Annotated in this window: 24 protein-coding genes and 1 tRNA gene; 16 read left to right on the plus strand and 9 right to left on the minus strand. The window is 70.0% G+C overall.

All coding sequences use genetic code 11. The features are described from left to right. Positions 1–341 precede the first annotated feature (341 nt). Together ACZ4NB_RS30570 and ACZ4NB_RS30575 are read left to right on the plus strand one after the other, a co-directional pair. On the plus strand, positions 342–2,732 hold the full coding sequence (locus ACZ4NB_RS30570; RefSeq protein ID WP_467666286.1) for an immune inhibitor A domain-containing protein: 2,391 nt from the start codon (positions 342–344) through the stop codon (positions 2,730–2,732). 123 nt (positions 2,733–2,855) lie between these two features. Further along, the gene (locus ACZ4NB_RS30575) at positions 2,856–3,242 is read left to right on the plus strand and encodes a hypothetical protein (RefSeq protein ID WP_467666287.1); all 387 of its coding nucleotides are present in this window, start codon (positions 2,856–2,858) and stop codon (positions 3,240–3,242) included. A 96-nt stretch (positions 3,243–3,338) separates the two neighbouring features. On the opposite strand, the gene ACZ4NB_RS30580 is transcribed toward ACZ4NB_RS30575, so the two are convergent. Then, the gene (locus tag ACZ4NB_RS30580) at positions 3,339–3,935 is read right to left on the minus strand and encodes an isochorismatase family protein (protein ID WP_467666288.1); all 597 of its coding nucleotides are present in this window, start codon (positions 3,933–3,935) and stop codon (positions 3,339–3,341) included. 533 nt (positions 3,936–4,468) lie between these two features. Then, the gene (locus ACZ4NB_RS30585; protein ID WP_467666289.1) at positions 4,469–5,797 is read right to left on the minus strand and encodes a nicotinate phosphoribosyltransferase; all 1,329 of its coding nucleotides are present in this window, start codon (positions 5,795–5,797) and stop codon (positions 4,469–4,471) included. A gap of 290 nt (positions 5,798–6,087) precedes the next feature. Between ACZ4NB_RS30585 and clpS the strand changes: the two genes are divergently transcribed. From clpS to ACZ4NB_RS30625, 8 genes are all read left to right on the plus strand, one after another. Further along, positions 6,088–6,441: an ATP-dependent Clp protease adapter ClpS gene (clpS, locus tag ACZ4NB_RS30590; protein WP_467666290.1), complete on the plus strand. Its 354-nt coding sequence runs from the start codon at positions 6,088–6,090 to the stop codon at positions 6,439–6,441. Continuing rightward, complete coding sequence (locus ACZ4NB_RS30595; protein WP_467666291.1) at positions 6,438–7,031, plus strand: DUF2017 domain-containing protein; 594 nt, start codon at positions 6,438–6,440, stop codon at positions 7,029–7,031. The genes clpS and ACZ4NB_RS30595 overlap by 4 nt, the downstream gene beginning before the upstream one ends. A 612-nt stretch (positions 7,032–7,643) precedes the next feature. Continuing rightward, positions 7,644–9,095 carry an amino acid permease gene (locus ACZ4NB_RS30600; RefSeq protein WP_467666292.1) on the plus strand — a complete coding sequence of 484 codons (1,452 nt, stop codon included), beginning with the start codon at positions 7,644–7,646 and terminating at the stop codon, positions 9,093–9,095. Positions 9,096–9,199: 104 nt separating this feature from the next. Next, a complete protein-coding gene (locus tag ACZ4NB_RS30605) occupies positions 9,200–9,625 on the plus strand; it encodes a M67 family metallopeptidase (protein WP_467666293.1) in 426 nt (141 codons plus the stop codon). Positions 9,626–9,801: 176 nt separating this feature from the next. Further along, positions 9,802–9,975 (plus strand): putative leader peptide, encoded by a 174-nt coding sequence (locus tag ACZ4NB_RS30610; protein ID WP_467666294.1) that lies wholly within the window; start codon positions 9,802–9,804, stop codon positions 9,973–9,975. Between the two features lie 150 nt (positions 9,976–10,125). Beyond that, complete coding sequence (locus tag ACZ4NB_RS30615; protein WP_399146934.1) at positions 10,126–10,404, plus strand: MoaD/ThiS family protein; 279 nt, start codon at positions 10,126–10,128, stop codon at positions 10,402–10,404. A gap of 1 nt (position 10,405) precedes the next feature. Then, positions 10,406–11,356: a PLP-dependent cysteine synthase family protein gene (locus ACZ4NB_RS30620; protein WP_467666295.1), complete on the plus strand. Its 951-nt coding sequence runs from the start codon at positions 10,406–10,408 to the stop codon at positions 11,354–11,356. A gap of 400 nt (positions 11,357–11,756) precedes the next feature. Beyond that, complete coding sequence (locus ACZ4NB_RS30625; protein WP_467666296.1) at positions 11,757–12,509, plus strand: MBL fold metallo-hydrolase; 753 nt, start codon at positions 11,757–11,759, stop codon at positions 12,507–12,509. 316 nt (positions 12,510–12,825) lie between these two features. Here ACZ4NB_RS30625 and ACZ4NB_RS30630 read toward each other — a convergent pair whose 3' ends face one another. Together ACZ4NB_RS30630 and ACZ4NB_RS30635 are read right to left on the minus strand one after the other, a co-directional pair. Continuing rightward, positions 12,826–14,097, minus strand: coding sequence for a PTS transporter subunit EIIC (locus ACZ4NB_RS30630; protein ID WP_467666297.1), 1,272 nt, complete (start codon positions 14,095–14,097; stop codon positions 12,826–12,828). A gap of 294 nt (positions 14,098–14,391) precedes the next feature. Then, entirely contained in the window at positions 14,392–15,705 is a 1,314-nt protein-coding gene (locus tag ACZ4NB_RS30635) for a PTS transporter subunit EIIC (protein WP_467666298.1), read from the minus strand. Between the two features lie 247 nt (positions 15,706–15,952). Here ACZ4NB_RS30635 and ACZ4NB_RS30640 point away from each other — a divergent pair, with 247 nt between their 5' ends. From ACZ4NB_RS30640 to rdgB, 4 genes are all read left to right on the plus strand, one after another. After that, positions 15,953–16,186 (plus strand): PTS sugar transporter subunit IIB, encoded by a 234-nt coding sequence (locus tag ACZ4NB_RS30640; protein WP_018542266.1) that lies wholly within the window; start codon positions 15,953–15,955, stop codon positions 16,184–16,186. 120 nt (positions 16,187–16,306) lie between these two features. Next, positions 16,307–17,038 carry a ribonuclease PH gene (gene rph, locus ACZ4NB_RS30645; protein ID WP_384440695.1) on the plus strand — a complete coding sequence of 244 codons (732 nt, stop codon included), beginning with the start codon at positions 16,307–16,309 and terminating at the stop codon, positions 17,036–17,038. Positions 17,039–17,266: 228 nt separating this feature from the next. Further along, on the plus strand, positions 17,267–17,674 hold the full coding sequence (locus tag ACZ4NB_RS30650) for a hypothetical protein (RefSeq protein ID WP_467666299.1): 408 nt from the start codon (positions 17,267–17,269) through the stop codon (positions 17,672–17,674). Between the two features lie 18 nt (positions 17,675–17,692). Then, on the plus strand, positions 17,693–18,328 hold the full coding sequence (gene rdgB, locus ACZ4NB_RS30655) for an RdgB/HAM1 family non-canonical purine NTP pyrophosphatase (RefSeq protein WP_467666300.1): 636 nt from the start codon (positions 17,693–17,695) through the stop codon (positions 18,326–18,328). A 55-nt stretch (positions 18,329–18,383) separates the two neighbouring features. Here rdgB and ACZ4NB_RS30660 read toward each other — a convergent pair. The 4 genes from ACZ4NB_RS30660 to ACZ4NB_RS30675 form a co-directional block, all read right to left on the minus strand. After that, positions 18,384–18,456: transfer RNA gene (locus ACZ4NB_RS30660), tRNA-Leu, on the minus strand. Between the two features lie 55 nt (positions 18,457–18,511). Beyond that, the gene (locus tag ACZ4NB_RS30665) at positions 18,512–19,165 is read right to left on the minus strand and encodes an HNH endonuclease signature motif containing protein (RefSeq protein ID WP_467666301.1); all 654 of its coding nucleotides are present in this window, start codon (positions 19,163–19,165) and stop codon (positions 18,512–18,514) included. Continuing rightward, positions 19,162–19,815 carry an HNH endonuclease gene (locus tag ACZ4NB_RS30670; RefSeq protein ID WP_467666302.1) on the minus strand — a complete coding sequence of 218 codons (654 nt, stop codon included), beginning with the start codon at positions 19,813–19,815 and terminating at the stop codon, positions 19,162–19,164. Before ACZ4NB_RS30670 ends, ACZ4NB_RS30665 begins: the two co-directional genes overlap by 4 nt. A 119-nt stretch (positions 19,816–19,934) precedes the next feature. Then, positions 19,935–21,473, minus strand: coding sequence for an MFS transporter (locus tag ACZ4NB_RS30675; RefSeq protein ID WP_467666303.1), 1,539 nt, complete (start codon positions 21,471–21,473; stop codon positions 19,935–19,937). 327 nt (positions 21,474–21,800) lie between these two features. Here ACZ4NB_RS30675 and ACZ4NB_RS30680 point away from each other — a divergent pair, with 327 nt between their 5' ends. Together ACZ4NB_RS30680 and ACZ4NB_RS30685 are read left to right on the plus strand one after the other, a co-directional pair. After that, positions 21,801–22,307, plus strand: a complete 507-nt coding sequence (locus ACZ4NB_RS30680; RefSeq protein WP_467666304.1) for a hypothetical protein — start codon at positions 21,801–21,803, stop codon at positions 22,305–22,307. Beyond that, a complete protein-coding gene (locus ACZ4NB_RS30685; RefSeq protein ID WP_467666305.1) occupies positions 22,307–23,578 on the plus strand; it encodes a sensor histidine kinase in 1,272 nt (423 codons plus the stop codon). The genes ACZ4NB_RS30680 and ACZ4NB_RS30685 overlap by 1 nt, the downstream gene beginning before the upstream one ends. Here the strand turns inward: ACZ4NB_RS30685 and bcp are convergent. Continuing rightward, complete coding sequence (gene bcp, locus ACZ4NB_RS30690) at positions 23,559–24,026, minus strand: thioredoxin-dependent thiol peroxidase (RefSeq protein ID WP_467666306.1); 468 nt, start codon at positions 24,024–24,026, stop codon at positions 23,559–23,561. The genes ACZ4NB_RS30685 and bcp overlap by 20 nt on opposite strands. Positions 24,027–24,151: the final 125 nt, after the last annotated feature.

Below are 24,151 nucleotides of genomic sequence, written 5' to 3' on the forward strand. Positions count from 1 at the left end.
GCGCGCCATCACACGAGCCTACGGTCCTTACTGCCCGGGCGGAACGCCAAGTAAGCGTGACCTAACCCACGGGCGGAGGCATGGGGGGCGCACGGAGCGCCGCACGCTCGAACATCTGGGCGTGTCACGGCTGTTCGGGGCGGGGGCGCATGCCCGGTGGGCATATACGCCCGGCCCCTGCCCGCCCGAATGTCGTCATCGGACCGGTGTCCGATAGCCGTCACGTGCGAACCGGTTAACGTACTGGCCTGACGTGACCAAGTCAAGACCTGTCTTTTCCCCCGTACTTCCGGTCGAATGCCCTCCAAACAACGACCGCGTCTAGGGGAGGACAGCGCCAAGTGAGAGACCACAGAAAGGTGTTCAGACCGGCCGCTCTGGCCACGGCGATCGCCGTGATCGGGGCGGCCGCTTTGTCGTCGGGGGTGGCCACCGCCGACCCCCAGGGTCCGTCGTCCGTCGCCGAGCGCCATGACCCGGCGCCCGAGCGGACCGTGGACCACGACCTCAAGGGGCCCTTCAGCGACAAGCAGGAGGCCGCGCGCAAGGAAGCACTGCAGCAGGTCATCTCCGGCGACGCCAAGGCCACCGAGCGCGACGGCTCCCAGGTCGTCAAGCTCGGCCGGAGCAAGTACGTCGAGCTGGCCCGGGAGAAGACCGACAAGATCTTCACCGTCCTCGTGGACTTCGGCGACAAGGTCGACGACACCACGATGTTCGACCCGGACGGCGACGGCCCCAAGCCCCCGGTGAAGAAGTACGGCGGCGACGTGGGCCCCGCGCACAACCGGATAGCCGAGCCGGACCGTGCCAAGGACAACAGCACGGCCTGGCAGAAGGACTACAACCAGCAGCACTTCCAGGACCTGTACTTCTCGCACGACAAGAAGAAGCAGTCGCTCGCCAAGTACTACGAGAAGCAGTCCTCGGGCCGCTACTCCGTCGACGGCGAGGTCTCCGACTGGGTCAAGGTCGACTGGAACGAGGCCCGCTACGGCTCCAACTACTGCGGCCAGACCAACTGCGCCAACGCCTGGGACCTGATCCGCGACGGCGTCAACCAGTGGGCCAAGAACCAGAAGGCGGCCGGCCGCACCGACGCCCAGATCAAGACCGACCTCGCCAAGTACGACCAGTGGGACCGCTACGACCACGACGGCGACGGCAACTTCAACGAGCCCGACGGCTACCTCGACCACTTCCAGATCGTGCACGCCGGCGAGGACGAGTCCGCGGGCGGCGGCGTCCAGAAGACCAACGCCATCTGGGCGCACCGCTGGTACGCGTACGGCACCGACGCCGGCAAGACCGGTCCCGAGGGCAACAAGGCCGGCGGCACCCAGATCGGCGACACCGGCATCTGGGTCGGCGACTACACCATGCAGCCGGAGAACGGCGGACTCGGCGTCTTCGCCCACGAGTACGGCCACGACCTGGGCCTGCCGGACGAGTACGACACCACCAGCACCGGTGAGTCCTCGGTGGACTTCTGGTCGCTGATGTCGTCCGGCTCCTGGCTCGGCACCGGCAAGGACTCCATCGGCGACCTGCCCGGCGACATGAGCGCCTGGGACAAGCTGCAGCTGGGCTGGCTCAACTACGGCAAGGCGAAGGCCGCCACCAAGTCCACCCACAAGCTGGGCGTCGCGGAGTACAACACCAAGGACAAGCAGGCGGTGGTCGTCGAACTGCCCGCCAAGGCGGTCAAGACCGACATCGTCGCGCCCGCGGAAGGCTCCAAGCAGTGGTGGAGCGACATGGGCAACGACCTGAAGAACACCCTGTCCCGCCCGGTGGACCTCACCGGTAAGGCCAAGGCGTCGCTGACGCTCAAGGGCTGGTGGGACATCGAGAAGGACTACGACTACCTCTACGCCGAGGTCTCCACCGACGGCGGCGCCGACTGGACGGCCCTGGACGGCACCGCGGGCGGCAAGGCCATCCCGCGCGACGGCAGCGACAAGCCCGCACTGACCGGCACCGTCGACGCCTACCAGGACCTCGTCTACCCGCTCGACGCCTACGCGGGCAAGAAGATCGACCTGCGCTTCCGCTACCAGACCGACGGCGGCGCGGCCCAGAAGGGCTTCGCGGCCGACACCATCGGCGTCGTCGCCGACGGCAAGCCGCTGTTCAGCGACAACGCCGAGGGCGACGACAACGGCTGGACCAGCAAGGGCTTCTCGCGGATCGGCGCGTCCTTCACCAAGGACTACCCGCAGTACTACATCGCCGAGAACCGCCAGTACGTGTCGTACGACAAGACCCTCAAGGTCGGCCCGTACAACTTCGGTTGGCGCAAGGACAAGCCGACCTGGGTGGAGCACTTCCCCTACCAGAACGGCGTGCTGATCTGGCTGTGGGACACCTCGCAGCCCGACAACAACGTGGGCCAGCACCCGGGCTACGGGCAGATCCTCCCGGTCGACGCGCACCCGGGGGCCGAGCGCTGGGCGGACGGCAAGCTGATGCGCAACCGCTTCCAGTCCTACGACTCGACCTTCACCCGCTACCGGACCGACGCCCTCACGCTCCACAACGACGGCACGCCGGTCACGATCAAGTCCAAGCGCGGTGTGACGCTCTTCGACGACCGGCACGGCGTCTACTACGACAAGGCGAACCCGACGGGCGGTGTGATCGTTCCTGACACCAACACCCGGATCAAGATCACCAAGGAGGCCAGTGATGGCTCCACGGTGACGATCAAGGTGAGCCCTGCAGGTAAGTAAAAGATAAAAATCGCAGGTCAGAGCCGAATCGGCCGTTGCCCCCTAGCGGGCGGCGGCCGATTCGCGTTTAGATGCATCCTGCAGTTCCTTGTTGACGCCGAGTCTCACGGGGGAGATATGTCCATGTCCGGTGGCGGCTTCATCAGGCTTCCTGGAGGAAGCGTGGTGGTCGCCCTCTCGCTGCCCAGACCACCCCACGGGGCGCGGTCCGGCCCGTACGACTGCGGCTGCCGGGTCCGGGTCCTGGTCCACGCCGTGAACCGCCAGCGCGCCCTGACCAGGCTGCGCAACCTCGGTCTGCGCGCCGTCTACCTCCGCGGCAACACCGAGCCGCCCACCCCGGACGAGGTCACCGCCGTCCTGCACCACCCCGACGGCCTGGTCTGGCGCGAGACCCCGGGCGACGACACGGAGTCCTGGCACCCCATACGCGCCCTGTGGCGCCCCCGGTCCGCCCCGGCGCCGCGCACCTCGGCCACGGGGCCGGCGGGCAGCGGACAGGCGGCGTAGACCGGCCGCTGCGGGGCCGGCCACATGCGGTGAGCCGCGGGCCGGGGGCGCGCCCCCGGCCCGCGGCTCACGGGCTCACTGGTGACCGCCTGCCGCCTACTGGTTGGCGAGCACCGGCTTGCCGGTCAGCTCGGCGCCCGCGGCCCGCATCTCCTCGACGGCCCGCTCGGTGGTGTGCGCGAGGACGCCGGCCGTCAGATCCAGCAGGACATGGGTGCGCAGCCCGGCCTGGAGTGCGTCGAGCGTGGTGGCCCGTACGCAGTGGTCGGTGGCGATACCGACCACGTCGACCTCGGTGACGTCCCGCGCGCGCAGCCAGTCGGCGAGCGGGGTGCCGTCCTCGTCCGTCCCCTCGAAGCCGCTGTACGCGGCCTCGTAGGCGCCCTTGTCGAAGACCGCGTCGATCGCGCCGGAAGCGAGGGCCGGGGCGAAATTCGGGTGGAAGCTGCTGCCCTCCGTGCCGGCGACGCAGTGCGGCGGCCAGGAGTGCTCGAAGTCGGGGTGATCGGAGAAGTGATCGCCCGGGTCTATGTGGTGGTCCCGAGTGGCGACGACATGGCGGTAGCCGCCGCCTGCCGCCTGGCCGATCAGGTCGGTGATGGCTGCCGCGACTTCCGCGCCTCCCGCCACCGCGAGGCTGCCGCCCTCGCAGAAGTCGTTCTGCACGTCAACGACGATCAGTGCCCGATGCATGGTGCGTGCCTTCCGGCTGGGAGTTGGGGGGAGGGGCGCGAAGTGATGGTGTGACCGAGGGTAGCCACTTGAGGGTGATTGCGGGAGTGGATGACCGAACTCGCCCCTCTCTCCGCCCCCTCCCTTCGCGTTACATCATGTGATAAATTCAAGGGAACTAGTCACTCTCTGTAATCGTTGCCGAATCAAGGAGCGCGGCGGCGTCAAGGCGAAGTCGCCCCAGGCGCACCCCGTACCCCCTCGCGCGGGACCGCTCGTACGTCACCCGTGCGGCCCGCTCGTACCTCACTCGTGCGGGACTGCTCGAACGCCACCCGTGCGGGCCGCTCGTCCCTCACGCGTGCCGGGCTGCGGGGCCGCCCGCCTGCCGCGGTGCACAGACACGGGCCGCACCCGCCGGCCCCGCACGCTGGGGCCGCACGTACTGGGGCTGCACGTATCGGCCCCGCCGTACTGGCCCCGTACGTACTGGCCCGCACGTACATCGGGGCACGTACTCGGGGCACGCACTCGGGCCGCATCTGGTCGTCGTCCTACACATGCTCGGTGGGAATGACCGCTTCCCCCCGAGACAACTGGGTCGCCGACAGCGGCAGCCCGGCGCGGGCGGCGATGTGCCGGTCGCGGGCGGCGTCCAGCGGCTCGCGGGCCACCACCATCCCGCTGCTCACCAGCGGGATCTGCAACTGCTGGTCCTCCAGCTCCGCCGGGACCGGCCCGGTGCCGACGACCTCGGCGGCCGCGACGCCGTCCTCGTCGAGCCGGCGGGCAGCCCACTTGCGGCCGCCCGTCGAGGTCTTGGCGCCCATCGACTTCTTCGCGACCGACCGCAGCGGGGCGCCCGGCTCATTGCTGTCGGCGCGGGCGACCAGCTTGTAGACCATCGAGCAGGTCGGGTGCCCGCTGCCGGTCACCAGCTGGGTGCCGACGCCGTACGCGTCCACCGGGGCGGCGGCCAGCGACGCGATGGCGTACTCGTCCAGGTCGCTGGTCACCACGATCCTGGTCTTCTCGGCGCCCAGCTCGTCCAGCTGCTGGCGCACCCGGTGGGCGATCAGCAGCAGATCGCCGGAGTCGATCCGTACGGCGCCGAGGCCGGGGCCGGCCACCTCCACGGCGGCGCGCACCGCCTCGGTGACGTCGAAGGTGTCCACGAGCAGGGTCGTGCCGCTGCCGAGGGTGTCGACCTGGGCGGTGAAGGCATCCCGCTCGGTGTCGTGCAGCAGGGTGAAGGCGTGAGCGCTGGTGCCGACGGTGGGGATGTTGTAGCGGAAGCCGGCCGCCAGGTCGGAGGTGGCGTGGAAGCCGCCGACGTAGGCGGCGCGGGACGCGGCCACCGCCGCGAGTTCGTGGGTGCGGCGGGCGCCCATCTCCATCAGCGGGCGCTCCCCGGCCGCCACCGCCATCCGGGAGGCGGCCGCGGCCACCGCGGAGTCGTGGTTGAGGATCGAGAGGATCACCGTCTCCAGGAGGACCGCCTCGGCGAAGGTGCCCTCGACCCGCATGATCGGGGAGCCGGGGAAGTAGACCTCGCCCTCCGGGTAGCCCCAGATGTCGCCGCGGAAGCGGAAGTCGGCCAACCACTGGAGGGTCGGCTCGTCGAGGATGCCGCGCTCGCGCAGGAAGCCGAGGATCGTCTCGTCGAAGCGGAAGTTCTCCACCGCGTCCAGCACCCGGCCGGTGCCGGCCACCACGCCGTAGCGGCGCCCCTCGGGCAGTCGGCGGGTGAAGACCTCGAAGACCGATCGGCGGTCCGCGGTGCCGGACCGCAACGCGGCCTGCAGCATGGTGAGTTCGTACTGGTCGGTGAAGAGCGCAGTCGACGGCACGGCCACCGGCAGCCCCAGGTCTGCTGTGTTCATGCAGAAGATGCTACCCCCATTACTCGTCACTTTGACGATAGTGAGATGAGGGCCTCCGCTTATCCCCTGGAGCGGGCGTGCGCCACCCCCTGGAGCGGGCGTGCCTCATGCCCCGGCGTCGGGTGCGTCACCCCCTGGCGTGGGCCTGCGTCACCCCCTGGGGTGGGCGTGCATCACCGCTCCGGAGCGGAGGCGCCGTACTCCCTGGGGCAGGTGTGCGCAACGCGCCGACGCGGCGCGCGCGAGAGGCGTTTGTGCACCGCCCGCCCCCGGGTGGCAGCATGGGGCCTGTGAGCGCCCACCCGTCCCCCACGATCACGCTCCGACCGCACCGCTGCACGCTCAGCGTCCCGGTCGAGATCGAGCGTCCCGAGTCGAGCGAGGCTCCCTTCGAGGTCACCGAACCCGACGTCCCGTGGGTCACGATCGTCCACAACGACCCCGTCAACCTCATGAGCTACGTCTCCTATGTCTTCCAGACGTACTTCGGCTACTCGAAGGACAAGGCGCACCAACTGATGCTCGACGTCCACCACAAGGGCCGCGCGGTGGTCTCCAGCGGCAGCCGTGAGGAAATGGAACGGGATGTGCAGGCCATGCACGGCTACGGCCTGTGGGCGACCCTTCAGCAGGACCGCCGATGACCGGGCACTTCGAGCCGCTGCCCGACGGCGGCGCCGCCGTCCCGCTCGACGAGGTCGAGATCTCCATCCTGCGCAGCCTGGCCGTCCAGCTGATGGAGCTGATCGGGCCGGGCGAGCAGCCCGCCGACGGCGAGGGCGAGGACCTGCTGGCGTCGATCTTCAACGACGGCCCCAGCGAGCCGCCCGCCGACCCGGTCCTGGCCCGGCTCTTCCCCGACGCCTACGGCGGTCCCGACCTCGTCCCCGATGACGACGTGCGTGCCGCCGCCGCCGAGTTCCGCCGCTACACCGAGAACGACCTGCGCTCGCGCAAGCGGGAGGACGCCCTCGCGCTGATCCGCGGGCTGGACACGCTCGCGCCCGCCGGGGGAGAGGCCGTGCTGCGGCTGAAGCCCGACGAGTGCCGGCAGTGGCTGGGCGCCCTCAACGACCTCAGGCTGGCCATCGGCACCCGCCTGGAGGTCACCGACGAGGACGACGGCGGCGAACTGCTGCGCCTGCCGGACAGCGATCCGCGCAAGCCGATGGTGATGGCGTACCTCTGGCTCGGCGGTCTCCAGGAGACCCTCGTCGAGTCGCTGATGGGTTGAGCCGAGCCGGTCGAGCCGGTCGGCGGCTGCGTCGACGGGGGACGGGTCGACGGTGAGCGGCCGGGGCGACGGGGGGCGGGGGACGAGGGACGGCGCGACGCTCAGCGGCCGGGCCGGGCCGGGCCGAGCCGATGGCGACGGGGGCGGGGGCGGGCACGGAGCGGCGCTCGGCGGCCGAGTCGGCGGTGATGCGGCGGGCCGGGCGAAGCGGTGATCCGGGCGATCCGGTGATCTGGGCGATCCGGTGCTCCGGGCGAAGCGGTGGATCGGATTCCCGCACACCGGGACGTACCGTCTGGAAGCCGACGCGGGGTGTTCGTGTGGTGTTCGCTCAGCGGATGCTCAAATCCGGATAACGATCGCGTTACGCCAACCCGGACATCCTGTAGGTTTCTGCGGCTTTTGCCCCACTGTGTTGGCCTTGGGGCCGTGGTATCCCTAGGCGATCAACGAAGTTGCGTGATAAATGTTCACGACCTGCCGCAAGTGACACCACCCCTGTCGCTGCGGGAGTGCTGAGCCGGCCGACCGTCGGCGTGCAGGAACTCCATCCGGGGGGATCGGGACCCGATCCGGACAGACCGGGTCGGTATGGAGAAAGGCACACCATTCATGACCTCTGTGCAGGTCGACAAGCAGCACGACGGCAACGAGGCAGCTGGGAACGCCCCTGAAGAGGGCTATCAGCGGGGGCTGGGAAACCGTCAGATCCAGATGATCGCCATTGGCGGCGCCATTGGCACCGGCCTCTTTCTGGGCGCCGGAAAGGCGATCTCGAAGGCCGGGCCGAGCATCATCCTCGCCTACGCCATCGTGGGTCTGGTCATCTTCTTCATCATGCGGGCCCTGGGCGAACTGCTCATGTACCGGCCCGTCTCCGGATCTTTCTCGGAGTACGGCCGGGAATTCCTCGGCCCGTTCATCGGCTTTGTGACCGGATGGACGTACTGGCTGTTCTGGGTGGTCACCGGCATCACGGAAGTGACCGCGGCCGCCACGTATGTGCAGTACTGGAACGACGGCATACCGCAATGGGTCTCGGCGCTCGTCTTCACCTGCGCGCTCTTCGGTATCAACCTGATCTCCGTGAAGATCTTCGGTGAACTGGAATTCTGGTTCTCGATGGTCAAGGTCACCGCGATCATCGGCATGATCCTGATCGGGCTCGGCGTGATCCTGCTCGGTTTCTCCAACGCCGGTGACACCGCCTCCTTCACCAACCTCTGGTCCGACGGCGGGTTCTTCCCCAAGGGCATCGGCGGCACGCTGATGACGCTGCAGATCGTGATGTTCGCCTTCCTCGCCGTCGAGCTCGTCGGCGTCACCGCGGGCGAGGCGAGCAACCCGAAGAAGGTCCTGCCCCAGGCCATCAACACCGTGCCGTGGCGGATCGGCCTCTTCTACATCGGTGCGCTGATCATCATCCTGTCCGTCGTCAGCTGGACGGTCTTCGAGCCGGGTGTCAGCCCGTTCGTCCGGGCCTTCCAGGAGATCGGCCTGCCTGCCGGCGCCGGCATCGTCAACTTCGTCGTGCTGACCGCCGCGCTCTCCTCGGCCAACTCCGGCATGTACTCCACCGGCCGGATGCTGCGCGACCTCGCGCTCAACGGCCAGGGCCCGAAGATCTTCACCAGGCTGAGCAAGAACGGGCTGCCCACCTGGGGCACCGGCGTCTCGGTCGGCATGATGCTCTTCGGCGTGTGGATCAACTACCAGTGGCCGGGCGAGGCGTTCAACTACGTCGTCTCCTTCGCCACGATCTCCGGTATGTGGGCCTGGATCGTCATCCTGGCCTCGCAGCTGCGCTACCGCGCCAAGGCGAACCGCGGCGAGCTGCCGCAGTCCGACTTCAAGGCCCCCGGCGCCCCGTACACCTCGATCTTCGCGCTGGCCTTCATCGGCATGGTGATCGTGATGATGGGCGTCGACAAGGACGCCCGGATCTCGCTCTACGCGGCCCCCGTGTGGGCGGTCATCCTGGGCGTCGGCTACCTGGCCATCAAGCGGCGGGAAGCCGGCGGCGAGCCGGAGGCCACACCGGCCGGGCAGGACTCCAAGAACTGAGGCACCATCCCGGACGAACGGGGTGAATCCCCCGACTGTCCAGCATGCGGGCCCGTGCGTACCACCCTTCGGTACGCACGGGCCCGCTGTCTATTCTTGGCGCCATGCTGACCCTCACCAAGGCCCTCTACGACCAGATCGTCGAGCACGCCCGCCAGGACCACCCCGACGAGGCCTGCGGCGTGGTCGCGGGCCCGGCCGGCTCCGGCCGCCCCGAGCGGTTCGTCCCGATGCTGAACGCCGCCCGCTCGCCCACGTTCTACGAGTTCGACTCCGCGGACCTGCTCAAGCTCTACCGCGAGATGGACGACCGGGACGAGGAGCCGGTGATCATCTACCACTCGCACACCGCCACCGAGGCATACCCCTCGCGCACCGACATCTCCTACGCCAACGAGCCCGGCGCCCACTACGTACTGGTCTCCACCGCCGACACCGACGACGCCGGGCCCTTCCAGTTCCGCTCCTTCCGGATCGTCGACGGCGAGGTCGCCGAGGAGGATGTCGAGGTCGTGGCGGAGTACTCCTGACGCGCCCCGGGCGTGCCGGCGGGCGTACTCCGGGTGCGCTCCCGACGTGCTCCGGGCGCGCCCCGCGGCGGCGCCCCGGGCCGCATCCAAGATCGCGTCCCAACTGGTGTACACCGAACGTCCGCATCATGGGACGAGGTTCCAATACCCGGACCGGGAATCGATACGATGACCGCATGGTTGACCACGACGTGAGCGAGAAGAGGACGAGCATGCTGCTGCACGCTCCGCTCGCCACGCGTCGCTCCGCATCCGCCCTGCTGGGCGCGTTCGGCTGCGGAGCCGCACGGCTGCACGTCGATCTGTGCCGCCTGTCCAGCGCCATGTGTCCGCGCTGCGCCGCCGTCTGACCCGGCCCGCACCAGGCGCGCGGCGCGCGCCACCGGCACCGGCACCGGCACCGGCACCGAAGCACCCTCCCCGCCACCCGGCACGCCCGCCGCCGTGCGACGGGACGTACAGCACCCGCCACTGCACCCACTCCCACAGGAGCACTCACCATGGCCATCGAGGTCCGAATCCCGACCATCCTGCGCACCTACACCGACGGCCAGAAGGCCGTCGAGGGCAGCGGAGACACCCTCGCCGACCTCTTCACCGACCTGGAGAGCCGGCACGCCGGCATCCGTGAGCGCCTCGTCGACGGTGAGCAGCTGCGCCGCTTCGTGAACGTCTACCTCAACGACGAGGACGTCCGCTTCCTGGAAGGCATCTCCACCAAGCTGGCCGACGGCGACAGCGTCACGATCCTTCCGGCCGTGGCCGGCGGAATGGTCTGACGTGCGGTACGACTCCCCGCTGGCGGCGGTCGGGAACACCCCTCTCGTCCGCCTCCCGCGCCTCTCGCCCTCCGAGGACGTCCGCATCTGGGCGAAGCTGGAGGACCGCAACCCCACGGGCTCGGTCAAGGACCGCCCGGCCCTGCACATGGTCGAGCAGGCCGAGAAGGACGGCCGGTTGACCCCCGGCTGCACCATCCTGGAGCCGACCTCCGGCAACACCGGCATCTCGCTGGCCATGGCGGCCAAGCTCAAGGGCTACCGCATGGTGTGCGTCATGCCGGAGAACACCTCTTCCGAGCGGCGCGAGCTGCTCGCCATGTGGGGCGCCGAGATCATCTCCTCGCCCGCCGCCGGCGGCTCCAACACCGCCGTCCGGGTGGCCAAGGAACTCGCCGCCGAGCACCCCGACTGGGTGATGCTCTACCAGTACGGCAACCCCGACAACGCCGGTGCGCACTACGCCACCACCGGCCCCGAGATCCTCGCCGACCTCCCCTCGATCACCCACTTCGTCGCGGGACTGGGCACCACCGGCACCCTGATGGGCGTCGGCCGCTATCTGCGCGAGCAGGTGCCCGGCGTGCAGATCGTCGCCGCCGAGCCGCGCTACGACGACGTCGTCTACGGCCTGCGCAACCTCGACGAGGGCTTCATTCCCGAGCTCTACGACGAGTCCGTGCTCACCACCCGCTTCTCGGTCGGCTCCGAGGACGCGGTCCGCCGTACCCGCGAACTCCTCGCCGAGGAAGGCGTCTTCGCGGGCATCTCCACCGGCGCGGCGCTGCACGCCGCGATCGGCGTCGGCAGGAAGGCGGTCAGGGCGGGCCAGAGCGCCGACATCGTCTTCATCGTCGCCGACGGCGGCTGGAAGTACCTCTCCACCGGCGTGTACACCGCCGAGTCGACGGAGGCGGCCATCGCCACCCTGCAGGGCCAGCTCTGGGCGTAGGCCACCGAAGGCCGCGGCGACCGCCCGGCGCCCCTCCCGTCCTCCCGGACCCTCGCCGCCGCGGCCGATCGCCGCGGCGGCGGGCTTTTGGCGGCGGCGCGCCGCCGGGGTGATCGGCCACGAGGGCCGCGGCGCGGCGCGGGACACGGCGGCGGCGCCTACGTACGGGCGTACGGGCCGTCAGCCCGGACTGGTGATTCCGCCCACAGCTCGCCCCGCTGGAGGAGCCACGCGACCTTTTGCGCCTTACGCTCGGGAGCACCGCACAGACCGCTCAAGGACCCGGCACCGACCCGGTAAGGCCGCCGGGCCGCCCGCATGGACCCTTCCCCGAGCTCTCAACGGCGTTCGAGCAGGGGAGGCTCCCATACCGCCCCCGCCCACGGAGGTTCACGCCCGTATGAAGCTCACCGTCGTCGGATGCTCGGGGTCGTTCCCTTCCATGGAATCGGCCTGTTCGAGCTACCTCCTGGAGGCCGACGGCTTCAGGCTGCTCCTCGACATGGGCAACGGCGCCCTGGGCGAGCTGCAGCGCCACTCCGGTCTCTACGACCTCGACGCCGTGGTCCTGTCGCATCTGCACGCCGATCACTGCATCGACCTGTGCGGATACTTCGTGGTGCGCTACTACCGGCCGGACGGTGGACGGTGCGAGCCGATGCCGGTCTACGGGCCGGCCGGCACCGAGCGCCGGCTGACCGTCGCGCACGCCGATCTTCCGCACGACGGCGCGATGAGCGAGGTCTTCGAGTTCCGCACGCTGGAGCCGGGCACCTTCACCGTCGGGCCGTTCACGGTCCGTACGGAGCGGGTCAGCCACCCGGTGGAGTCGTTCGGCTTCCGGATCGAGCACGACGGCAGCTCCCTGACGTACTCGGGTGACACCGGCCCCTGCGACGCGCTGGACGAGCTGGCGTCCGGGACCGACTTCTTCCTGTGCGAGGCGTCCTTCACCTACGGCAAGGAAGACATCCCCGAGCTGCACCTCAACGGCCGGGAGGCCGGGGAGCACGCGCGGCGGGCGGGCGCCGGCCGGCTGGTGCTGACCCACATCCCGCCGTGGACCGACCCGGACATCAACATCCGCGACGCGCAGAAGGTCTACGACGGCCCGGTCGAGGTCGCCAAGGCCGGCGCGGTGTACGAGATCTGAGCGGCGGGGCGCGGGGGGCCGGGGCCATTAGGGGGCGTGCGAACGCATTCCGTAGGGGATGCGAGGGCCCCCTGCGGGGCCACAACGGGGTGGGGCCGGGCGGTATTCCCGGGTGCCGGGTGCCGGGGGCCGCGAGAGCCGCGGACCGACGCCGAACGGCCCCGGAGGCGCCCGGAATCAGGCGCCCGAGCCACCCCGGGACCGGACACCCGAGGGCCTCGGAAGCAAACGCCGAACGGCCCCCGAACCAGACGCCGGAAGGGCCCCGGAACCAGATGGTTCCGGGGCCCTTCCGGTGGTTTTCCGGCGGGGTGGATCAGCCCTTGAACTGGGCCTTTTCCAGTTCGGCGATCTCCTCGTCGGACTCGCGGCCCGGCGTGGGGATGTTGAACTTGGTGATGGCGAAGCGGAAGACCACGTAGTAGACGACGGCGAAGCACAGGCCGACCAGGGCCAGCATGAACGGCTTGGTCGCGATGCCCAGGTTGAGTACGTAGTCGATGGCGCCGGCGGAGAACCCGAAGCCGTCCTTCATGCCCAGCGCCCAGGTCAGCGCCATCGAGACACCGGTCAGTACCGCGTGGATCGCGTAGAGCACCGGGGCGATGAACATGAAGGTGAACTCGATGGGCTCGGTCACGCCGGTGACGAAGGCGGTGAGCGCGAGGGAGAACATCATGCCGCCGACGGCCTTGCGGCGCTCGGGGCGGGCGCAGTGGGTGATCGCCAGGCAGGCGGCCGGGAGGGCGAACATCATGATCGGGAAGAAGCCGGTCATGAACTGCCCGGCGCTCGGGTCGCCGGCGAGGAAGCGGGCGATGTCGCCGTGCTTGCCGTCGTAGTCGCCGGCCTGGAACCAGGGGAAGGAGTTCAGCAGGTGGTGCATGCCGACCGCGATCAGACCGCGGTTGGCGACGCCGAAGATGCCCGCGCCGACGGCCCCGGAGCCCACCAGCCACTCGCCGAAGGTGTGCAGTCCGGCGCCGAGGACCGGCCAGACGTAGCCGAAGACGATGCCGAGCAGCAGACCCGCGAAGGACGACAGGATCGGGACGAGGCGGCGGCCGCTGAAGAAGCCCAGCCAGTCGGGGAGCTTCTTGCGGCTGTAGCGCTGGTAGAGCAGGGCGACCACGATGCCCATCACCACACCGCCGAGGACCTTGGCGTCGGCGGGCTGGGCGACCTGGACGATCTTCCCGTCGACCACCTTGTCGACCTTGGCGAGGCTGTCGTCCGAGAACGTCGCCAGCACCTTGCTGAAGACCAGGTAGCCGACGACGGCGGCCAGTCCGGTGGAGCCGTCCGCCTTCTTGGCGAAGCCGATGGCGATACCCACCGCGAACAGCAGCGGCATGTTGTCCAGGAGGGCGCCGCCGCCGGCCGCCATGAACTCGGCGATCTTGTTGAGGAAGGCGGGGAGCGACTCCCGGCCGAGCATGTCGTCCTGGCCCAGGCGGACCATCAGCGCGGCGGCCGGCAGCGTGGCGATCGGCAGCATGAGGCTGCGGCCGATGCGCTGGGCCACTGCCATGGCGTTGGAGCCGCGGCCCTTCTTCTGGGGGGCCGCCGTGGCGGTGGCCGAACTCATCGGATTCCTCCTGGAGAGGCGGGCGCTCGAAAAGGGGGGACGGCCCGCTCGTTGGTCTACACCTTGGTCTACACCACCGGTGGTTTAGACCATTCTTAGCACGGAGGCCCGGCGCAAAGGAATCCATTCTTCCAAGTGGTGTGGACCACATGGCGACCGGGTCCCTGGCCAGGCCGCACAAGGCCCGCGGGGCGTGCCGCAGAAGGCCAGGTGGGAGGCCGTAGAGCCGTCGCCGGCGGGAAAGCGGGCCGGGAATCCGCCGACGTCGCGGAGGCCCTATTCACCGTTCTCCCGCTACTTGATGTTCTCCCGCTCCATCGCATCGCCGATCTCATCCGGTTCGCGGCCCGGCGTCTGCAGATCGAATTTCGTGATCACAAAGCGGAAGACGGCGTAGTAGAGCGCCGCGAAACACAGACCGATGGGAAGGATCAGCCAGGGCTTGGTCGCCAGCCCCCAGTTGATGACGTAGTCGATCAGCCCCGCCGAGAAGCTGAAGCTGTCGTGCACCCCCAGCGCCCAGCTCACCGCCATCGACACACCCGTCAGCACGGCGTGCAGGACGTACAGCGCCGGTGCGACGAACATGAACGCGTACTCGATGGGCTCGGTCACGCCCGTCACGAACGACGTCAGGCCGACCGAGAGCATCATGCCCGCGATCTCCGTGCGGCGGTGCCGGTGCGCGCAGTGCGCGATCGCCAGGGCCGCCGCCGGCAGCGCGAACATCATGATCGGGAAGAAGCCCGTGGTGAACTGCCCCGCACTCGGATCGCCCGCCATGAAGCGGTTGATGTCGCCGTGCACGACCGTGCCGTCCGGCTTGGTGAAACTGCCGAACTGGAACCAGACGAAGGTGTTCAGGAACTGGTGCAGGCCGATCACCAGCAGCGCGCGGTTGGCGACGCCGAAGACTCCGGCACCCCACGCCCCCAGATCCGTCAGCCACTCGCTGAAGCTGGTCAGCGCGTCGCCGATCGGCTGCCAGACCAGCAGGCACGCCACCGCGAAGACCACGCCGATGAACGCCATGATGATCGGGACCAGCCGGCGGCCGTTGAAGAAGCCCAGCCAGTCCACCAGCTTCACCCGGTGGAAGCGCACCCAGAAGTAGGCGGACAGAAACCCCATGACGATGCCGCCGAAGACCCCCGGGTTCTGGTACGCGGCCTGCGTCACGTGCGCCTTGGTGTCCACGCACACCCCGCTCCACAGGCCCGCCTGGGAGTAGGTCTGGCCCGCGGCGCAGCCCGCCGGGAACGCGTGCATCACCGAGTAGTAGACGAGGAAGCCGGTCACCGCGGCCAGCGCCGTCGAACCGTCCGCCTTCTTCGCCATGCCGATCGCCACGCCGACGCAGAACAGCATCGGCAGCCCCAGCCCCGAGTCCAGCAGCGCACCGCCGGCCGCCGCGAACACCTTGGCGACCGCGTTCCAGCCCAGCCCGTCCTTGCCGAACACATCGTGCTGGCCCAGGCGGTTGAGGATGCCGGCGGCGGGCAGGACGGCGATCGGCAGCTGCAGGCTGCGCCCCATCTTCTGCAGCCCCTGGAAGAGGTTCGCCCACCGGCTCCTGCCCGGTGCCGAGGCCGCCGCGTTCGCGCTCATCTGCCTCCTCCCGGCGGTCGGCCCGTCGGCAACCGCCCCGGCGCTTGCCGCATACTGATGGTGTAGACCACTCGGTGCGCACCGGACGCCTTTCCGGTCGTCCGGTGCGCACCGCGGTGATCGCCATCCGTGATCACCATCCTTCGTCAGAAAGCGGACGAACGCCCGCAATGATGGGCTGAACGTGCGTTACGGTGTGAAAACCGCGCGGCTGAACCGCCGGCGGCCGAGACAAGCAGGAGTGGACATGGCCAGCAAGGCTGAGAAGATCGTCGCCGGGCTCGGTGGACTCGACAACATCGAAGAGGTCGAGGGCTGCATCACCCGCCTCCGCACCGAGGTCAACGACGCCTCCCTGGTCGACGAGGCCGCCCTCAAGGCCGCCGGCGCGCACGGCGTCGTCAAGATGGGCACCGCGATCCAGGTCGTCATCGGCACCGACGCCGACCCCATCGCCGCGGAGATCGAAGACATGATGTGAGCGGGTGAGCGCGACCGCCCGGCTCCCGCCGCGCCGCGTGCGCTCACCCCCGAAGGCCCCGCCCCGGACGGTCCACCGCCCCGGAGTGGGGCCCTCGTCATTGCCGATAGGGTCTACGCCATGTCTCGCATCGACGGCCGCACGCCCGAACAGCTCCGCCCGGTCACCATCGAACGCGGCTGGAGCAAGCACGCCGAAGGCTCCGTCCTGATCTCCTTCGGCGACACCAAAGTCTTCTGCACCGCCTCGGTCACCGAAGGCGTACCGCGCTGGCGCAAGGGCACCGGCGAAGGCTGGGTCACCGCCGAGTACTCGATGCTGCCCCGCTCCACCAACACCCGCGGCGACCGGGAATCCGTCCGCGGCAAGATCGGCGGCCGCACCCACGAGATCAGCCGCCTCATCGGCCGCTCGCTGCGCGCCGTCATCGACTACAAGGCCCTCGGCGAGAACACCGTCGTCCTGGACTGCGACGTCCTCCAGGCCGACGGCGGCACCCGCACCGCCGCCATCACCGGCGCCTACGTCGCCCTCGCCGACGCCCTGACCTGGGCCAAGGACAAGAAGCTGATCCGCCACGGCCGCCAGCCGCTCACCGGCACGGTCTCCGCCGTCAGCGTCGGCATCGTCGACGGCACCCCCCTGCTCGACCTGTGCTACGAGGAGGACGTCCGCGCCGAGACCGACATGAACGTCGTCTGCACCGGCGACGGCCGCTTCGTCGAGGTCCAGGGCACCGCCGAGGCCGAGCCCTTCGCCCGCGACGAACTCAACGCCCTCCTCGACCTCGCGGTCGCCGGCTGCGCCGAACTCGACGGCGCCCAGCGGGCGGCACTGGCCCGCACGCTCTGACCACCCCCGGGGCGGTTCGTCGCCGGCCGGTGCGCCGGCGACCACCCGCGGCCGGGCCGGAAGGCGCCGCGCAGGACCGCGCGGCGCCCGGTCCGCCCGCCGGACGCCGCCGCACCCCGCCCCCGATGTCCGAACTCCCTCCCCCCGCTTGCCGGTTCGGGCAACCAAACAACCCCGCCCCGCGTTTCTTCCTTTGCCCGCGCATGACCCAAGGGAAGGAACCGCTCCATGGCCGCCCGCACCGCCCGTACGCGCCGCCCCGCCCCCACCGCACTCGCCGTCCTGGCCGCCGCCACCCTCGCGATACCGCTGCTCTCCTCCTGCGGGGCGATCCAGAAGGCCACGGACTGCGCCAAGACCGCCACCTCCGTCGTCAACGCCGTCGACAAGCTCCAGCAGGCCGCTGACAACGCCCTGACCGACCCGCAGGAGTCCGAGCAGGCCCTCGACAACATCGACAAGAACCTGCAGAAGCTCAGCAAGGACGCGAGCGACCCCGAGCTGTCCAAGGCCATCGACAAGACGAACAAGGGCATCAAGGACGCCCGCAAGGCGCTGGCCGACAACAAGGCCCCCGACATCCAGCCGATCGTCGACGGCACCAGCGAGATGACGAAGATCTGCACCCCGGGGTAGCCGGGATAATCACCTCCCATGCAGCCAGAATCCGCCGGACGCCCCGCGACCCCCCGCCGCCTCATCCTCGCCACCCGCAACGCGGGCAAGGTCCGCGAGCTCCGCGCCATCCTCGACGCGGCCGGTCTCGACGTGGAACTCGTCGGGGCCGACGCCTACCCCGACATCCCCGACGTGAAGGAGACCGGCGCCACCTTCGCGGAGAACGCCCTGCTCAAGGCGCACGCCCTCGCCCAGGCCACCGGCCACCCGGCCGTCGCCGACGACTCCGGCCTGTGCGTCGACGTCCTCGGCGGCGCCCCCGGCATCTTCTCCGCCCGCTGGGCCGGCAGCCACGGCGACGATCAGGCCAACCTGGCCCTGCTCCTCGCCCAGCTCTCCGACATCTCCGACGAGCACCGCGCCGCCCACTTCGCCTGCGCCGCGGCCCTCGCCCTCCCCGACGGCACCGAGCGCGTCGTCGAGGGCACCCTGGACGGGACCCTGCGCCACACCCCCGCCGGCACCGGCGGCTTCGGCTACGACCCGATCCTCCAGCCGGACGGGGACACCCGCACCTGCGCCGAGCTGACCGCCGAGGAGAAGAACGCGATCAGCCACCGGGGGAAGGCGTTCCGGGCGTTGGCGCCGGTGGTGCGGGAGCTGTTGGGCTGACTTCACGAAGCAGGCCTCGCACCTGCGAATCGAAGGTGCGAGGCCTGTTCTTCCGTGCGCCCGGTCGGATTCGAACCGACAAACACGACCACCTAAAGATCGCCGCTCAGCCCTTGGCGTACGGGCGCCTGTGCCGCCGCCTACTTTACTGGGCGAGGTCGCGTACCGGTGGGGAGACGTCGGTTATGGGGTGCGCCGTCGACCTCCTCGACACCAGGTGGAGGTGATCGCATGGCAGTTGGGGCACAGAAACCGCAGATTCTCCTGCCGGTCGTCGCTCCAGTCCCCGTTGATGTGATCGACCTCCAGCGTCATGGGCTTGCCGCGCCATTGCGGACCGACCCCGCATCCGGCGCACTCTTCGGGCACGCCGATCGAGTGGAGGGCGCGGCGCAGCAGCGCGGTCCTGGTCCGGCGTTCGCCCCTGTGCTGAACCAGGATCTCCTCAGGCCGTCCGGTACGGGTCATGCCTGGTCCACCTCGTCGATGAGCCTGCCCCAGGAAGTGCGCAGTCGCCAGGCGTTGCTCGCCGATCCACAGGCGCAACAGCGCGCGTTGCGTGCCGCTGTCGGGGCGTCCCAGGTGGCGAAGGACCCCTGCGATGGAGATCGACTCGGCAACCGCCACACGCAACTCTTCGGGTGTGGGGCGGGGGAGCCTGCCGGGGTGACTGAAGTGCGAGATGTCTATCCCGAAGTGCGCGAAGCGATTCACGAGGTAGCGATCGAGTCTGGCGTATGGCCGTGTGCCGAAGAAGGCGATGACTTCTTCGATGCTGGAGCACTGAGCGGCTGCCTGCGCTAACCGCTCGCGGGTGTACTGCACACCACGGCTCATGCGGCGCCATCCTTGATGCGCCGCTTTCCCCGACCGCGGTAATTGTCCGTCGTCGAGTGGCAGTTCGGGCAGAGCAACCGTAAGTTCTCGATGCGGTTGTCCCGCCAGTCGCCACTGATGTGGTCGACTTCGAGCGGCAGGGGGTGCCCTCGCCAGACCGCCCCCCTTCCGCAGAGGGCACATCGTTCCGGGATGCCCAGGTCTGCCATCGCCCGCTTGAGGCGGTCGCTCGGGACCCGCCGGGCCTGTGCGGCCGGCTGCTCGACGAGCAGAGCCTCGGGTGTCCGGGGACGCCAGGGTTTGCCTCGCGTGGTCGGTACCTGGAAGTGCGACGTATCGATCCCGTACGCCCTGATCCGCCGGCTGATGTGCGTGTGGTGTCCGCCGACGACCTCTAGGCCCAAGTGGCGCAGCACCTCGCACATGTTCGTCGAGACGGACACCGCCGCTTCCAGGACTTCCTTCGTCCACCGCACCCCCTCCCGCTCGAAGTGCGACGTGTCCACCCCCAGCTTCCTCATCCGCTCCCTGAGGTAGTTCCGCTTCGGACTCCGCGGATCCACCCCCAACTTCCCCAGCGCCTCCGACAGCGTCCGCGACGACGACGCCGCGGCCTCCAGCCGCTCCCGGGTGTACGGACTGACCGCCATGCTTCCCCCTCGGTTCCAGCGCGCCAGGCCCGCCCCGTGCGCTCTGTCGACTCTCGAACAGGTCAACGAGCGCGCGGGGCGGTGGTTACGCAGAGCGAGTAAGCCGGGGCGGGGAGTCGTCAGAAGCGGGGTTCGGTCGTCTGGGCGGTGATGAGTTCCACGGCCTCTTCCTTGGTGGCCACCGAGGGCGGGGAGCCCTCCAGGGGCTGTTGGGCGGTCTCCTTCATGCAGGCCACGGCGATGACGCCGACGAGGGCGGCGCCCATCGTGTAGTAGGCGGGGACCATGACGTTCTTGCCGAAGGCGTCCATGAGGGCGGTGATCACCAGGGGGGTGGTGCCGCCGAAGAGGGAGACGGCCACGTTGTAGCCGATGGAGAGGGAGCCGTAGCGGACGTGGGTGGGGAAGAGGGCGGGCAGGGCGGCGGACATGGTGCCCAGGAGGCAGACCAGGCTGAGGCCGAGGAGGGCCGTGCCGAGGCAGACGGCGGCCAGTGAGCCCTGCTTGACGAGGAGGAAGGCGGGGATCGCGAGGAGGAGGAAGCCCAGCATGCCGGCCATCAGCAGGGGCTTGCGGCCGTAGCGGTCGTTGAGCCTGCCGACGGTGCTGATGACGCACATCAGCGCGACCATGGTGCCCAGGAGGATCAGCAGGCCGTGGGACTCCTGGTAGTGGAGGGTGTCCGTGAGGTAGGTCGGCATGTAGGACAGCAGCATGTAGTCGGTGATGTTGTAGGCGCCGACCAGGGCGATGCACAGGATCAGGGTGGGCCACTGCTGGGCGAAGATCTCGCCCAGCTTCTTCTTGGGGGCGTTCTCGGAGAGGTGGGAGAACTCCGCCTCCGCCTCGACGACGGACCCGGTGGCGCTGTGGGTGTGGGCCGCCTCGAACTTCTGGAAGGCGGGGGTCTCGTCGAGTCTGATCCGCAGGTAGAGGCCGACCAGGCCGAGCGGGCCGGCGATCAGGAAGGGCAGCCGCCAGCCCCAGGCGAGCATGGCGTCGTCGCCGAGGGCGGTGTTCAGCACCAGGACGATGCCTGCGGCGCCGGTGTAGCCGATCAGGGTGCCCAGCTCCAGGAAGCTGCCGAAGAAGCCGCGCTTCTTGTCGGGGGCGTACTCGGCGATGAACGTCGAGGCGCCGCCGTACTCGCCGCCGGTGGAGAAGCCCTGGACGAGGCGGAAGGCGATGAGCAGGACCGGGGACCAGAAGCCGATGGCCGCGTGGGAGGGGATCAGCCCGATGCAGAAGGTGCCCGCGGCCATCATGATCATGGTGAGGGCGAGGACCTTCTTGCGGCCGACGCGGTCGCCGAGGGGGCCGAAGTAGGCGCCGCCCAGGGGCCGTACGAGGAAGGCCACGGCGAAGGTCGCGAAGGACGACAGCAGGCTGGTGGTGTCGCTGCCGCCGGGGAAGAAGACCTTGCCGATGGTCACCGCGAGGTAGCTGTAGATGCCGAAGTCGAACCACTCCATGGCGTTGCCGAGCGCCGCGGCCTTCACCGCGCGCTTGACGACGCGTTCGTCGGTGACGGTGATGTCGGTGCGGCGCAGCCGGGGGTTCCTGCGGCGGGCGACGGCGCGGAAGAGGGCGCGGTGGCGTTTGAGCGCTGCCGGGTCCTGGTCGGGGGTGCGGTCGGCTTCGGTGCTGCCGGTCGGCACTGGGCGGTCCTCTCGGTCGGGCAGCGCGCGGGTGCGCTAGGGGGTGGCGTACGACAGATAACGCCTGCGCGGTGGCGCGCGGATCAAACCCGTCCGGCCGGATGACGTGCGGTGCGTCACCCTTCGCCGGGGTCGTGCGGGGGTGCGGTGGCCGGGCGCGCCAAGGGGTGTCGCAGGGCTTGTTACAGGACTGGTACACAGCCGCGCGGTCACCGCAGTATGCGAGCAACCAGCCTGTGTGGCAGGGACGGGAGAGTGTGGGCGCCGGGCGCGGCATTCGTGTTTGCTGGTGGGGGTACGGGGCGTGGCTCCCGGGAGGAGATCGTGATGACGGACCGCGAAGGGTCCCGCTGGGGCCGGGGCCGTACCGCGCTGCTGGCCTTCGTCGGGGTGACCGCGCTGGCGGCCGGCGGGGTGTGGTTCGGCCAGGCGCCGGATCGCGCGTCGGCGGTGGACACGGCGCCGAAGACCTCCGCGGTGCAGGACGTCAAGGAGGACGCCAAGGAGGCGCGGGGTCTGCCGGGGGTGCGGGACTGCGGGATCGGCGAGCCGGAGATCAAGCCTCGGGTGATCACGCTGACCTGCGCGGACGCGGGGATGGTGGCGACCGCGATCACCTGGCAGAAGTACGGGTCGCGGGATGCGCTGGGGACGGGTGTGGTGCAGGTGGTCAAGACCGCCGCCGGTGCGGGCACGGACGCGGGGTTCCCGGCGACGTTCCGGCTCTTCGGGGCGAAGCCGGTCGACGGCCGGCTGGCGTTCACCGGCCTTGAGGTCACCTATGAGGGCTCGACGCCGCTCGGTGACACGACGGAGATGTACAACCTCGCGTGATGGGCATTCGAGGCCGGATCGCGCTGGCCATTTCGTGTATGACGGCGCTGGCCGTGGTGGTGCTCGGTTTCGCCGTGCACCACATAGCCGACGCCGAGCGGGAGCGCGCGGCGCGGGCGTACCAGGACGACCGGCTGAGTTCGGCGCTGCAGATCTACGAGCGGGACGGCAAGCTGGTGCTCGGCGCGCAGCTGGACGACGCGGCGCTGCCGCTGCCGCTGCGCGAGGCGGTGTTCGACAACCAGTCGGGGACGTATGTCAGCGGCGGTGAGGATCCGCGGGTGTGGGCGGCGACCGGTGTCGGCGAGGGCGACGGGAGCGCCCCGGAGCGGTCGCTGTCGGTGTCGGCGGCGTATCCGGACGACGATCCGACGCAGGTGGCGCTGGACCGGGCGCTGCTGATCGCCGGGTGCGGCACGGTCGTGCTGATGGCGGTGGTGTCGTGGTTCGTCGCGCAGCGGCTGTCGCGGCGGCTGCGGCTGAGTGCGGCGGCGGCGCGGCGGATCGCGGCGGGGGAGCCGCCGGACGCGGACGCGCTGGCGAGCAACGGCCGGGACGAGGTGGCCGAGTTGGGCCGCAGCGTGCACCACATGGCGACGTCGCTGGCGGCGCGGGTGGAGGCGGAGCGCGAGTTCACCGCGGATGTGGCGCATGAGCTGCGGACGCCGGTGGCCGGTCTGGTGGCGGCGGCGGAGCTGCTGCCGCAGCCGCGGGCGGTGGAGCTGGTGCAGGATCGGGCGCAGGCGATGCGGCGGCTGGTGGAGGATCTGCTGGAGGTCTCCCGGTTGGACGCGGGGGTGGAGCGGGCCGATCTGGACGCCTGTGAGCTGCCGTCGCTGGTGCGCGGGATCGTCAAGCGGGCGGCGCGCCAGCGCGGGGTGGACGAGGTGTCGGTGATCGTGGAGGGCGAGCCGCGGATCGTGGAGACCGACCGGCGGCGGGTCGAGCGGGTGCTGGTGAACCTGCTGGCGAACGCGGCCAAGCACGGTAAGCCGCCGATCGAGGTGGTGGTGGCCGGGGCGCGGATCGTGGTGCGCGATCACGGTCCGGGCTATCCGCCGGAGCTGTGTGCGGAGGGGCCGCGGCGGTTCCGTACGGCGGCGCCGGAGCGGGGGACCGGGCACGGTCTGGGGCTGACGATCGCGGCCGGCCAGGCGGAGGTGCTGGGCGCGCGGCTGGACTTCGGCGCCGCCGCGGAGGGCGGCGCCGAGGCCGTGTTGGAGTTGCCGGACCGGGTGGTGGAGCTGGCGGCTACAGCCCCAGGTCCTTGATGATCTTGGCGACGTGGCCGGTGGCCTTGACGTTGTACAGCGCCCGCTCGACCTTGCCGTCCTCGCCGACGATCACGGTGGAGCGGATGACGCCGGTGACGGTCTTGCCGTAGAGCTTCTTCTCGCCGAAGGCGCCGTAGGACTCCAGCACGGCCTTGTCCGGGTCGCCGAGGAGGGTGACCTTGAGGTCCTCCTTCTCCCGGAACTTGGCGAGCTTCTCGGGCTTGTCGGGGGAGATGCCGATGACCTCGTAGCCGTGGCCGGCCAGGAAGTCGAGGTTGTCGGTGAAGTCGCAGGCCTGCTTGGTGCAGCCGGGGGTCAGTGCGGCCGGGTAGAAGTAGACGATGACCTTGCGGCCCTTGTGGTCGGCGAGCGAGACCTGCTTGCCGTCCGCGTCGGGCAGGGTGAAGGCCGGGGCGGTGTCGCCGGGCTGCAGTCGCTCGCTCATGCCGAAACCTCGCTTCGCTGGGCCCCGCACTCGCGAGGCGCGGCCATGATGCGCTCACTGCGCTCGCTCATGGCTCTCCTTGTGGGTGGATCCGTACGCCCCCGACATTAGCCAGCCGGGGCGGG

This window comes from Streptomyces sp. NPDC026575, from assembly GCF_055567415.1.

Coding starts and splice junctions, on each gene's coding strand:
- ACZ4NB_RS30575 (WP_467666287.1), top strand. CDS start 2,856: ATGTCCGGTGGCGGCTTCATCAGGCTTCCTGGAGGAAGCGTGGTGGTC.
- ACZ4NB_RS30580 (WP_467666288.1), bottom strand. CDS start 3,935: ATGCATCGGGCACTGATCGTCGTTGACGTGCAGAACGACTTCTGCGAG.
- ACZ4NB_RS30585 (WP_467666289.1), bottom strand. CDS start 5,797: ATGAACACAGCAGACCTGGGGCTGCCGGTGGCCGTGCCGTCGACTGCG.
- ACZ4NB_RS30595 (WP_467666291.1), top strand. CDS start 6,438: ATGACCGGGCACTTCGAGCCGCTGCCCGACGGCGGCGCCGCCGTCCCG.
- ACZ4NB_RS30600 (WP_467666292.1), top strand. CDS start 7,644: ATGACCTCTGTGCAGGTCGACAAGCAGCACGACGGCAACGAGGCAGCT.
- ACZ4NB_RS30605 (WP_467666293.1), top strand. CDS start 9,200: ATGCTGACCCTCACCAAGGCCCTCTACGACCAGATCGTCGAGCACGCC.
- ACZ4NB_RS30610 (WP_467666294.1), top strand. CDS start 9,802: ATGGTTGACCACGACGTGAGCGAGAAGAGGACGAGCATGCTGCTGCAC.
- ACZ4NB_RS30615 (WP_399146934.1), top strand. CDS start 10,126: ATGGCCATCGAGGTCCGAATCCCGACCATCCTGCGCACCTACACCGAC.
- ACZ4NB_RS30625 (WP_467666296.1), top strand. CDS start 11,757: ATGAAGCTCACCGTCGTCGGATGCTCGGGGTCGTTCCCTTCCATGGAA.
- ACZ4NB_RS30630 (WP_467666297.1), bottom strand. CDS start 14,097: ATGAGTTCGGCCACCGCCACGGCGGCCCCCCAGAAGAAGGGCCGCGGC.
- ACZ4NB_RS30635 (WP_467666298.1), bottom strand. CDS start 15,705: ATGAGCGCGAACGCGGCGGCCTCGGCACCGGGCAGGAGCCGGTGGGCG.
- ACZ4NB_RS30640 (WP_018542266.1), top strand. CDS start 15,953: ATGGCCAGCAAGGCTGAGAAGATCGTCGCCGGGCTCGGTGGACTCGAC.
- rph (WP_384440695.1), top strand. CDS start 16,307: ATGTCTCGCATCGACGGCCGCACGCCCGAACAGCTCCGCCCGGTCACC.
- ACZ4NB_RS30650 (WP_467666299.1), top strand. CDS start 17,267: ATGGCCGCCCGCACCGCCCGTACGCGCCGCCCCGCCCCCACCGCACTC.
- rdgB (WP_467666300.1), top strand. CDS start 17,693: ATGCAGCCAGAATCCGCCGGACGCCCCGCGACCCCCCGCCGCCTCATC.
- ACZ4NB_RS30665 (WP_467666301.1), bottom strand. CDS start 19,165: ATGAGCCGTGGTGTGCAGTACACCCGCGAGCGGTTAGCGCAGGCAGCC.
- ACZ4NB_RS30670 (WP_467666302.1), bottom strand. CDS start 19,815: ATGGCGGTCAGTCCGTACACCCGGGAGCGGCTGGAGGCCGCGGCGTCG.
- ACZ4NB_RS30680 (WP_467666304.1), top strand. CDS start 21,801: ATGACGGACCGCGAAGGGTCCCGCTGGGGCCGGGGCCGTACCGCGCTG.
- ACZ4NB_RS30685 (WP_467666305.1), top strand. CDS start 22,307: ATGGGCATTCGAGGCCGGATCGCGCTGGCCATTTCGTGTATGACGGCG.
- bcp (WP_467666306.1), bottom strand. CDS start 24,026: ATGAGCGAGCGACTGCAGCCCGGCGACACCGCCCCGGCCTTCACCCTG.